The sequence below is a fragment of the Aetokthonos hydrillicola CCALA 1050 genome, from assembly GCF_017591665.1.
Taxonomy (GTDB): Bacteria; Cyanobacteriota; Cyanobacteriia; order Cyanobacteriales; family Nostocaceae; genus Aetokthonos; species Aetokthonos hydrillicola.
This window is the reverse complement of the sequence record NZ_JAAKGC010000140.1, coordinates 1-11,179: the sequence shown is the minus strand read 5'-3', so window position 1 is coordinate 11,179 and position 11,179 is coordinate 1. Positions and strand designations below refer to the sequence as shown.

Annotated in this window: 9 protein-coding genes; 3 read left to right on the top strand and 6 right to left on the bottom strand. The window is 41.0% G+C overall.

Annotation, left to right across the window (positions count from 1 at the left end; genetic code table 11):
• Positions 1-126: 126 nt before the first annotated feature.
• Positions 127-1,962 carry a tetratricopeptide repeat protein gene (locus tag G4P69_RS33255; protein ID WP_208354106.1) on the top strand — a complete coding sequence of 612 codons (1,836 nt, stop codon included), beginning with the start codon at positions 127-129 and terminating at the stop codon, positions 1,960-1,962.
• A 39-nt stretch (positions 1,963-2,001) separates the two neighbouring features.
• Here the strand turns inward: G4P69_RS33255 and G4P69_RS33250 are convergent, their stop codons facing one another.
• From G4P69_RS33250 to G4P69_RS33225, 6 genes are all read right to left on the bottom strand, one after another.
• Positions 2,002-2,451: an Hsp20/alpha crystallin family protein gene (locus G4P69_RS33250; protein WP_208345242.1), complete on the bottom strand. Its 450-nt coding sequence runs from the start codon at positions 2,449-2,451 to the stop codon at positions 2,002-2,004.
• Between the two features lie 520 nt (positions 2,452-2,971).
• Positions 2,972-3,811, bottom strand: coding sequence for an SWIM zinc finger family protein (locus tag G4P69_RS33245; RefSeq protein WP_208345241.1), 840 nt, complete (start codon positions 3,809-3,811; stop codon positions 2,972-2,974).
• 208 nt (positions 3,812-4,019) lie between these two features.
• The gene (locus tag G4P69_RS33240) at positions 4,020-5,015 is read right to left on the bottom strand and encodes an ABC transporter permease subunit (RefSeq protein WP_208345240.1); all 996 of its coding nucleotides are present in this window, start codon (positions 5,013-5,015) and stop codon (positions 4,020-4,022) included.
• On the bottom strand, positions 5,012-6,565 hold the full coding sequence (locus tag G4P69_RS33235) for a sugar ABC transporter ATP-binding protein (protein WP_208354104.1): 1,554 nt from the start codon (positions 6,563-6,565) through the stop codon (positions 5,012-5,014). The genes G4P69_RS33240 and G4P69_RS33235 overlap by 4 nt, the downstream gene beginning before the upstream one ends.
• Positions 6,566-6,627: 62 nt before the next feature.
• Positions 6,628-7,647, bottom strand: a complete 1,020-nt coding sequence (locus tag G4P69_RS33230; RefSeq protein ID WP_208345210.1) for an ABC transporter substrate-binding protein — start codon at positions 7,645-7,647, stop codon at positions 6,628-6,630.
• A gap of 529 nt (positions 7,648-8,176) precedes the next feature.
• Positions 8,177-8,773, bottom strand: a complete 597-nt coding sequence (locus G4P69_RS33225) for a CBS domain-containing protein (protein WP_208345209.1) — start codon at positions 8,771-8,773, stop codon at positions 8,177-8,179.
• Positions 8,774-9,719: 946 nt separating this feature from the next.
• Between G4P69_RS33225 and G4P69_RS33220 the strand changes: the two genes are divergently transcribed.
• Both G4P69_RS33220 and G4P69_RS33215 read left to right on the top strand, forming a co-directional pair.
• A complete protein-coding gene (locus G4P69_RS33220; RefSeq protein WP_208345208.1) occupies positions 9,720-10,148 on the top strand; it encodes a GFA family protein in 429 nt (142 codons plus the stop codon).
• A 22-nt stretch (positions 10,149-10,170) separates the two neighbouring features.
• Entirely contained in the window at positions 10,171-11,091 is a 921-nt protein-coding gene (locus G4P69_RS33215; RefSeq protein ID WP_208345207.1) for an acyltransferase family protein, read from the top strand.
• Positions 11,092-11,179 lie beyond the last annotated feature (88 nt).

The following is an 11,179-nucleotide window of genomic DNA, read 5'->3' as shown; positions in this document are numbered from 1 at the left end:
TTTGTCATCGGTGACAGATTAATGTCCTCGGGAAAGATTAATTGTCGTTGGGACAAATTGTTGTCGTTTAAGTGCCAGTGACAAATTAATGTCATTTATTTACAGAGACTATAACTATATCGTCAATTGGAAGCAAATATTAATGATGGGACAGGTGAAATTTTTGAACGCTGTTTGAGCGATCGCCTCAACACTACTCAATCCGAACTTGATAATACTACAAATTCGCCTAAGTTGTTTGAAAGGGAAACACCCGAATTAAAAAGATCTCGTTTAAGCCGCACACTCAAAGCTTTGCAAAGTATCCAAACAGAATGGGAGCGATTTCAAACACAGAAACGCAACAAAGCTGCAGTGACTGCAGCTGCCCAGAGAATTGTCACAGCCTCTGGAGTTTATCGCTTTTCAGCCTTGTTAGAGATCATCGATCCCAACCAAAACCAAGTTTTTAGCCAAAGTCAATTGCAAGAACTAGCGCAAGAATTAACACAAGCAGCAGATTCCAGCGATGATTCCAGCACCAAACAAGAAATACAGCAACTCGCTATTGGTATCACCCGTGGGATGACATCTTATGAGCAATTAGAAAGTTCTCTTGTCAGTTGGATTTACCAATCCACACAAGTTCCGATAGGATTAAGGGAATCTGCACCAACCCAAGAACCCTGGGCTACATGGGCAATGCAAACTACCAGTCCATTGCCACAACTGTTATTTTATGTATTAGCGAGTAATGCATCTGCAATTGAGGTAGTCCTTCGCCAATCCTACATATATATAGGAGATTGGGTAGAATTAGCAGTAGTTCTGCAGAGAATGCAACGAGGACTGGTCAATTGGTTTGAGAAACAACCTTATGATTCTAAATGGGGAAAATCTGCAGCTATTGGCACTTTTCTCAATTTTGCGATTGTTTGGTGTGAGTTGTCAAATGGGTTCCATACAGCGAGTCACATTGAGCGCACTACAGCTGAACAATTAGCAAAAGTCTGCTTTCAGATAGTGTTACAAACTCTGAGGAATTTTGCCCATCGAGAATACTTTCCGCTTTACGGTGGAGTATTTGCCGTTTTTGGGAGAGATTCCTTACGGGATGCTGTGACTTATTTCGACAAACCGCTGCTAGAAGTGGAAGGAACCCAAGAAAAAGCACGGATATTGACGCTATTGGGGTACTCTCAGCGCATCTTGGGTAAATATGAACAAGCAGACTCATTTCACCAAGAAGCCCTAGAAATTGCTCGCCAAGCCGGGGATCAAAGCTGTGAAATTGCAAATCTCAACCACAAGAGCCATATTTGTATTGCTCAAAAAGACTATTCTCAAGCAATCAATTACAGCCAAAGAGCATTAATTTTAGCTCGTCAAACAGGCGATCGCATCGGGGAAGCTGAAGCAGTGGCGACTCTGGGTTGTAGTGAGGTATTTGCAGCCCAGCGAATTGAACGCATAGAATCAGATACTTATCAAACAGCAATAGAATATTTACAAAGGGGTTTACAACTATCAGAAAGATTGGCTGATTCGCCATTTGGCAATAGTTTGACTTCTCTTCAAACTCAAGCTTTATGTTACACTAGCCTTGGTATTGCCTATATTGCTCTGCAAAAGCCGCAAGCGGCAGTAGATTTTTTGGAGAAAGGCAAACAAGCAGCGAATTTCTCTGGAGATAAATATCTTCAAGGACTGAATTTTTTATATTTGGCAGAAAGTTACTACAATCTCAATAATTTAGAACAGGCGATCTCTCATAGCAGCTTGGGGATGTACCTCTTGAATGAAATTAATGCAATCGAGTGGCGACAAGCAGCTGGGTTACTAACTATTTTGCACGGTCGAATAGGGGATGAAACCGTAAGGCAGATCATCGCTAATGACCGAAATAATATCATTAAATATATTGGTGTGGATGGTTACGATTATCTGCCAGAACTACTAAAAAAGTACAAGGACTCACAATAGACTTGTAGGAGCGAGTTGTCATTCGCCCCTACAGATAGGTTAACCAATATTAACTTTAACAACCTTGTTCTTCTCTTCTTCAGCCTTTGGTAGAGTCAGGCTGAGAACCCCGTTTTTATATTCTGCTTGGACTTTATCGTTTTGAACGCGAGTTGATAGTGGGATTACCCGTCGGAATTGTCCGTAGCGGAACTCTGTGCGAGTTACACCTTTTTCAGAGGTTTTAGCTTCTTGTTTACGTTCACCGCTAATTGAAACAGCTTCTGCAGTTACTTCGACATTTAGATCAGATGCTTCCATTCCAGGAATTTCAAGTTTTAGATGGATAGCTTCAGGAGTTTCATGGATCTCGGCTGAGGGGATAAAAGTAACTCCAACTCCTCTTTCACCATTGGTAGCTGTGGTGCGTGTAATACCATCAAACAGACGATTCATTTCTCGTTGTAGTTGGTCGATTTCTCGGAACGGTTCCCAATGAATAAGTGCCATATGTTACCTCCTAAAATTTGACATCTAGGTTAGAAGAGTTAAATTTAAGAAGACCTCTTTCTGAAACCTCTCTAGTATTTAGGATATTGATAATTGGCATTTGAACGAGTTCGGTTTTAGGCTCAAAGGAGGTTGCAATTACCGCACTTACTGTCAACTTATACCAAACGCTACAATTATTTAATAAACTTCATACCGAGCTTGGCAGCACAGCTTTATCAAACAGAACTCAGGAGTCAGGAGTCAGAATTCAGTATGAATTCTGTATGACTGGTGGATGAGTCTAGGGATTTAAGACCCCCGCTCCATGTCCGATTGAGCGGTCTACAATTAGTGCGGGGAAGAATCCCCGCACTAATTGATTCTGACTCCTGAATTCTTCTTCAACGACATGGTTTTAATAAAATTTCCCTAAATGATTCAGCAAAAATACCGAGAATTTCACCGAGTTTCGTTAATTGCTTTTTCAAGAGTTGTAAAATCTCTGTATGACATCGTAATTTTATTTGCCTAGAGATTATTAGAGCAAATTTTGATTTTTCGTTTTCACGCGCTTATACAACTCTTCCATTGCTTCAATAAAGGAATTATCATTTTGCCAAAAAGCTGGAAAATCCCCCTGCTTCTTAATCAGAATTGCCGATACACTGCTTGGTGTTGCAACGTCAATGGTTTGTGGTAGTCGATGAGTACCTAACCAAAACTCTCTGGCTGTTGGCTTTTGGTCTATTGGTTGCTTAGTAACCTGGGTGTAGAATGAGGTGGAAGGTTGTAGAGAAAGTTCTTTGGTGTTGAGTTCTTCTGCTAAAAGTTTGCCTAATGGGGACTCTGCTAGTTTTGTCTGAAGTTCGGTTTTTGATAACCCTCGCAATTCAAACAGTAGAAATGGGTTATTATCCAATTGGGAGGCTACCAGGTAATAAACACCAGCAATGTGCTTGCAAGGATTCGCATAGTCTGGACATGAACAATGTGTATTGAAATCGTTTCGGCTGTGAGGTAATAGATGCAATCCTAAGTCTGAAAAGGTATCCTCAATGTTTTCTGGAACTTCGTTGAGTAGCAAGCGAGAAACTATACTGGCTTTGGAGGAGAGCTTTTCTATAACTTCATTCCAACCTTTTTCAGCAATGGGTGTGATTTCAATGGAAATGTGGTACGTTGGTTCTTTATAGACGCCAAAGTAAGGGTTAATTGACCCTCTAACCTGAGCAAGGATCTGACTTTGATGAATTCCGAAGCTTTTAACTTTACCCCCACTAGCATAGGATCTTCCCCGCTGTAGTCTGCCTTCATCAGTAAAAGCTTCTAGTGCTTTTATAAAGCGATCGCCCCACCAAGTTCGACTAAATTTAGCCATCGTTTTCTCACTAAAGAAATTAGAATTGAGATAATGTAGCGTTTCCCCAAGTTACTACTATCAATAAAGTAAAATGTTATCTAGTGACGTTCCTCAATAATTCTCTCAGAAACGGGTTTGCCATGAACGGTGATTAGTCGTATTATTACAATAACTTAACCAAACTGAAAGTGTCTGATATGACACAAATCTAAAAAGATTCTTAAGCTTAACGTCTAGAACGTCTGCGGAGGCGATCAATTACCACGGCAACAATAATTACCAATCCTTTGACGACTAGTTGCCAGAAATAAGACATGTTCAACAACGTCAAACCATTGTTGAGAACAGCAATGATTAACGCACCCAAAAGAGTGCCGCCAATAGTACCAATACCGCCTGTAAAGCTGGTTCCACCAAGAATAACAGCAGCGATCGCATCCAATTCGTACCCCTGACCTAACATACCAGTAGCACTATAAAGACGACTGGCACTCATAATTCCTGCCAAACCTGAGAGTAATCCACTCACACCATAGACAAATAGCAACACCCGATCAACTTTAATACCAGTTAATCGTGCTGCTCGCTCGTTACCACCAACAGCATAAATCTGTACACCTAAAACAGTTTGTCGTAAAACAAACCAACTCACTAACACAGTTAATAGAGCAACAATTACCAGCCAGGGAAAGGGACCCACATAGCTATTACCTAGCCAAGCAAAATTGATCTGACGGTTAATGACTGTCGTCCCATTAGCAACTAAATAGGCAGTACCTCGTAATGCAGTCAGTGAACCCAAAGTAACAATAAACGGTGGCACATCCAAAAAGGTGATCAAACCACCGTTCACTAAACCCAAAAGTAATCCTGTCAGTAACCCAGCAGGTATGGCAGCCCAACCTAAAGCTGGAAGTAGCGATACTAACACTGCTACTACCGCAGAAACAGCCAATATTGACCCCACTGAAAGGTCAATACCTCCAGTGAGAATCACAAACGTCATCCCAGTAGCTAGCACAATATTGATTGATGCCTGACGTAATATATTGACGGCGTTACCGGCGGTGAGAAAATTAGGGCTAAGTAACGAAAATAAGATGCAGATGAGTACCAGAATTGGCAGAATACCTGCAACTTGAAGTAGATTGTTGATTGATCGCTGGCGTGATTTAGTTTGCTCAGCAGGTCTATTGTTAGCAACTCTAGACATTTGACTCATGATGCTAGTACCTCCGCAGATCCAGTTGCATAGTGCATAATGTTTTCTTGAGTAATTCTTTTCTCAGGGCTATCGTCAAGTTCACCTACCAGCTCACCTTCTCGCATGACTAAAACGCGATCGCTCATACCGACAATCTCGGGTAGTTCGCTGGAAACCATGAGAATTGCCACCCCTTGGGTTGCCAACTCACTGATAATTCGGTAAATTTCGCTTTTAGCACCGATATCTACACCGCGTGTTGGTTCATCCAACATCAATACTCTTGGTTTAATAGCTAACCAACGTGCTAGTAATAGTTTTTGTTGATTTCCACCGGAAAGATTTACTGCTGCAATTTCCAAATTAGCCAGGCGAATATTAAAGTTTTCTACCGCTTGTGCAGCAATCTTGTTAACTGCACCCCAGTTAACAAGACCAGCTCTAGCATCCTGCTTGAGTCTATTAATACCAATATTCTTACGGGAACTCATTTCTAGAAATAAGCCTTGGTTTTTGCGGTCTTCTGGGACGTAGCCAATACCAGCAGCAATAGCATCACTGGGCGAGTTGATCTCCAGTTTTTTACCATGTAGGAATACTTCCCCACTAATCTTGCTGTCAGCGCCAAAAATCAATCGGCATAACTCTGTGCGTCCTGCACCAACTAACCCCGCTAGTCCGAGAATTTCTCCAGCATAAAGTTGAAATGTGGCTGGCTTGACTTTGCGTCCATCGCTGATATTTCTGACTTCTAGCACCACTCCGCCAGTCAGCGTTTGCCGTTGATGTTCGTAAAAATCCTGCATCGAACGACCAACCATCATCTGTACCAATCGTTGTGGGGAAATTTCCTCGCGTGTCAGACTGCCAATGTATTGACCATCACGCAATACACTAATCCGGTCAGCCAAAGCGTATATTTCTTCCATGCGGTGGCTGATGTAGATAATGGCAATACCATCATTCCGTAGTTTGCGAATCACCTCAAACAACCGTTCCGTTTCTCGGTCAGATAGTGCTGCTGTTGGTTCATCCATCACCAAAATACGGCTTTTGTCCTTTAGCGCCCGTGCAATTTCTACTTGCTGTTGTTCGGCGATCGCCAAAGTGCCAACAATATCGTTCGCCCCAAAACTAGCTCCCAAGCTTTCTAGTACTTGCCGTGCTTCGGCTTCCATAGCTTTGCGGTCTAAAAACTGACCTCGCCGCAACTCGCTACCCATAAACATGTTTTCAGTAACAGTTAAATTGGGTGCGACATTGAGCTCTTGATAGATAAGATTAATACCTGCCTTGCGAGCTGTACCCGGATCAGTTATTTTTACAGGTTGCCCATTGATGCGAATTTCTCCTTCATCGGCAATGTAAGCCCCAGCCAGGATCTTCATCAATGTGCTTTTACCGGCTCCATTCTCACCCATTAAAGCGTGAACCTCTCCTGGATAAATCGTGAGATTGACATTTTGTAAGGCAGGTACACCGTGAAATCGTTTCGTAATCCCTTGCATTTCTAATACAGGGATAGCAGTAGATACATCCTGAAAATTAGTTTCAATATTTGTTGTCATTAGAGAACCCTGTAAAAAGAATTTGTAACCAGGAAGTCGGCAAAAAGATTCATACCTATGCCTTACCAACCCGTGGATGTACTAACGTTGTTTTTTGTAATCAGCTTAACTGGTATCAAAATGTTCTTTGACTCAGGTTTTTGTCCATGCAAGATCCCGTTACCAACCTGAACTGCTTTTTGAGTCATTCCTTGAGGATTTTGAGTAGCCGTTGCAGCATATCGACTGTCGTTTGAAGCGATCGCTTGGATTGCTTCTGGCGCACCATCAACTCCAACGATAAAAAAGTCTTTACGTTTAGCTTGGCTAGCGGCGAGATCTACTCCTACACCAGATGGATCGTTGATAGCAAAGACCGCATCAATCTTAGGAAATGTTGTCAGTAGATCACTCATAACCCTGAGTCCTCCATCCCGACTACCTTCAGCATTCTGATCTTTAGAGAGGAGCTTTATATCGGGATATTTAGACAACACCTTCAAGCAGCCATCCACTCGCTGAATCACCGAGGTAACTGGAGGTCCATTAACAATTACCACATTACCTTTGCCCTTAAGGCGATCGGCAATATATTGGCAACTAACCCGTCCAGCTTGCAAATTATCAGTGGTTACTGTAGCATCTACATCTGCTTCAACACCCGTATCCACTGCAATCACAATTTTGCCTGCTTGCCTTGCTTTGTCGACGGCGGGCCTAATTGCTTTACTGTCAGCAGCATTGAGGATAATAAGGTCAGTATTAGCAGCAACGAAATTTTCGATTTGATTAAATTGCTGGTTCAAATCATAGCCACTAGAAACTACAGTAACTCTGACATCGTTACCACCTATTCTCTTTGCTTCCTTCTCGGCTCCCTGTGCCATTACAACGAAGAAAGGGTTACTTAGATCGCCAAGTGTCACACCAACAGATCGTAGTTTGACATTGCGATTGTCATTTCCACTCTGTGCGCTTACATAGGTAGCGCTATTAGTATCAGTGTTAGGAGAAATATTCCTATTGGTAGATGTATTTGTGCAGCTTACAAGAATACCACTGACAATACTCAATATACCAGCTGCAAGCGTAACTTTTTTCACATTCGTTAAGGGTTATGCATTCGTATGCATATTTATTATTTTTATTTTAGGCACAGGTGTTCATGAAATTTATTAAGTTTATTTGCATTACATAAAGCACTTAATAAACAAAAAATTGCAATCAAAGATTTTACTTGAAAAGCAGATTTTTCTCATTATGACGTATTACATACTTTACAATATAGTCTTCAGCTTCGCCATAGTATGATCGCCAAAATTAAACAACTACCGCGAGAGATACAGTATCTAATATATTTTCATCAAATTATCTATCCAAAGGATTAATACTATTGGGCTAAGGGAGATATTAATCTTTACAACTCCCAAAATAAATAAATCATTTTATGCTGAGAGAGTGTTTCTACTTAAAAAACAAATATGATGTTAGTAACAAAACAACACCAAACTAACTTGACTTAAAAGATTCTTTGGCTTGTGATTGATGAGAACTATACAAAGGGTTTTTATAAGGAAGACAAAAGCATTTATCTTCCTTGTCTCCCTTATCTTTCCTGTGTTATAAACAGACTTACTTTGTAGCTACTGGTTGCGCCGCTTCAGAGAATCTTTCTCGCGCTGATCTTTCTGGTTTTGGTGCGCCATAAAAACAGGCTTCTGCTTGGAGTTCATCCACAAAATCCCAAGCTTCGGTAGCTCTTTTTGAATCCTCTCCATAGTTAGTCGCAATTGTGCGAGCATTTGTGATTGCTTTGTGGAGTTCTTTTTGCAAGAAACTCAATTTTGAAGTTTCTAGGAAGTCACCTTTATTAATAATATCGGTGACAGAAATAATACCAAGTAGTTGACCTTGGATGACAGGAGCACGCCAAACACCTGTATTAGCAAATAGGCGAGCTACATATTCTATGTCTAAGTCAGGATTGACGACAATGCAAGGCTTGCTCATAATTTCATAGACATGAGTTTGTTTGGGATCTTGACCATAAGCAACCACTTTGGAAACAATGTCTGTCTCCGTAATAATCCCGTAAGCATCTCCATCGTGACGAGGTTCTACAATCAATGCTCGCAATTGTTTCAACCTCATTAATTTAACGGCTTCTGTCACGGTGGCTGAACCGCGAATAGTAGCTACATCTTGAGTCATAATGTGTTTGGCTTTCATAATTCCTGCTCCTAATTTTTTACAAGAAAATCGGTTCTTAACTGCTACAATTCTTCCCGAATCCTGTGTGTTTTGATCACAGACTCTAAAATCACACTCAGGTTGAATAGCAATCAAATAGATTCGCTGTTTTCAAATGAGGTTACGAACATCAAACCTTCAAGATTAAGCTATTTTCTTGGAGAGGACTTACGCATTTTCCTGTTTTCTGATCTGAAGAATTTTCTTGGCTGGGAAATTTAGTAGTTTAGCCAATCTTCATGGTTTAGATGTTTTATATCAAAATGTAAGGCATTGTTGCTACTCTCTTTTACATGAATAGCAAAAATTTTGCTTACACATATATATTATCCTATTTCTTGTTTTGCCAATATTGGTTTTATAAAAATTCTTATATATATTTCTCAACAATTATATTAAAAAAAACTGAAAATCTAGGCCTTTAGAGATAGCTTGGACTACAAGCTGTACGTTATTTATGGTCTGGCTGAGAAACCCGAAGAAGTTGTGAAGTTTTTCCTGGTGAAATACCAAACTAGAAAAATTGAAATAATAAAGCTGTACATTGCCAAGCCAGTGATATTTGCTGATTGACAAAAAAGAAGAAATATAGATCTTAGAGAAGAGAGAGCCACAGTCTTAGGAGCGCGATCGCATTAAAAGTTTTTTCTGCACTTTTGGCTGTAAACATTGGGCCATTAGCCAAATGGATTTTATTTTCATCATCCATTATATGGATGGAAAACACTTCCTCTCAGCGTCATATCTAAACCAATAACCAAAGTAATACTTATCAAGCTAACGGTGACGATGGATAACCATTTGTTCCATCTTTTGCGTGGATCCATATTTCTAACTCCTTGTTTCATCTAGTTTATCGTTGGTTTACAAGTTTCTCGTTTGAACCGGGTTGCTATATTGGTTTGAGTGATAACAAGGAAAATATATGAAAATACCTTTTACCGGCGGTTGTATGTGCGGAAGTATACGGTACGAATGTTCAGCGGAGCCAATCATGATGGGTAATTGCCATTGTCGTGATTGCCAGCAAGCAACAGGCACTGCATTTGCAGCAGCGATACTTGTGCCTCGTAACGCGGTTACTATCACAGGAGAAGTTAAGTATTATGAGGTTACTGGTGATAGTGGAGGCAGTGTTAGTCGTGGTTTTTGCTCAAATTGCGGTTCTCGGTTATTCAGCAAGCCACCGATACCCGAACTGATGGGTATCATGGCAGGTAGCCTTGACGATCCAACCTTGTTTCAACCGGGAATGGATTTTTATGCAGCCAGTGCTCAACCATGGGATTATATGAACCCAAGTTTACCCAAATTCGCTAAGTTACCGCCACGTAACAAGCCCGCAGCAGGCTAGAGCTTTACCATTAGATTTTGACATGGAACTTGCTACTAGACGCTATGAATTCGATTGGCTCCGGGTATTTGCAACTCTGAGCGTTTTCATCTTTCACTGTCTACGAATTTTCGATCCTGGGATGTTTTTCATTAAGAGTAGCCAACCTAGCCTAATGGCGACGGTTGTTACCAGTTTTCTCCTGCAGTGGATGATGCCACTGTTTTTTGTGATTTCTGGAGCCAGCATCTACTTTGCGCTGTGTGTTCGCACTACAAACCAGTTCCTACAAGAACGCTCAAAGAGGCTGTTGATTCCGTTTATTTTTGGTGTATTTATTTTATCCCCTCCGCAAGTTTATTTGGAAAGGATCAGCAATCCTAATCATGGTATTGGCTTATGGCGCGAGGGAACAGTCTTCTCTGGTTCCTTCCTGGAATTCCTACCTACTTACTTTCAAGGATGGTATTTGTTTGGAGGCAATTTTGCCTGGATGGGATTGCACCTTTGGTATTTATTAGTACTGTTTCTGTTATCTCTACTTTGTTTGCCTTTGTTTTTGAAACTGAAGCAGGAATCAGGCAAACAGTTGATTATCAAACTGGCAGGTTTTCTGGAACGACCTGGTGCTATCTTTCTACTATCGTTACCGCTAGTGCCATTGGAAGCAGGGTTGCATCCGATGGGTTTGGGAAGTCGGTTGGCAGGAGGTTGGAATTGCTTTATCTACCTGATTTTTCTCCTCTACGGTTACTTTTTGGTTGCAGAGCCTAGAATTGAACAGGCAGTAAAACAGCAATGGATAATAGCACTGGCGATCGCCTTCATCACTACGCCATTTGTCCTAAGCGAAATTTCTCCAATCCTGTTCAGTCGCTCTACCTATGGTAGTTCTAGTTATGTTGTATTGATGGCGATCCGAGTCTATGAACTACCCCACCGTAAAGACGGATGGGGTTTCTAAATCCCCATTCGTCTTATTGATAGAGTTTTGACGCTTCATTTTACCAAGTTGCTTCATCGATCCAGTATGCTTACGCTTCTTGGTCGAG

Coding starts and splice junctions, on each gene's coding strand:
- G4P69_RS33235 (WP_208354104.1), bottom strand. CDS start 6,565: ATGACAACAAATATTGAAACTAATTTTCAGGATGTATCTACTGCTATC.
- G4P69_RS33245 (WP_208345241.1), bottom strand. CDS start 3,811: ATGGCTAAATTTAGTCGAACTTGGTGGGGCGATCGCTTTATAAAAGCA.
- G4P69_RS33250 (WP_208345242.1), bottom strand. CDS start 2,451: ATGGCACTTATTCATTGGGAACCGTTCCGAGAAATCGACCAACTACAA.
- G4P69_RS33240 (WP_208345240.1), bottom strand. CDS start 5,015: ATGAGTCAAATGTCTAGAGTTGCTAACAATAGACCTGCTGAGCAAACT.
- G4P69_RS33215 (WP_208345207.1), top strand. CDS start 10,171: ATGGAACTTGCTACTAGACGCTATGAATTCGATTGGCTCCGGGTATTT.
- G4P69_RS33225 (WP_208345209.1), bottom strand. CDS start 8,773: ATGAAAGCCAAACACATTATGACTCAAGATGTAGCTACTATTCGCGGT.
- G4P69_RS33220 (WP_208345208.1), top strand. CDS start 9,720: ATGAAAATACCTTTTACCGGCGGTTGTATGTGCGGAAGTATACGGTAC.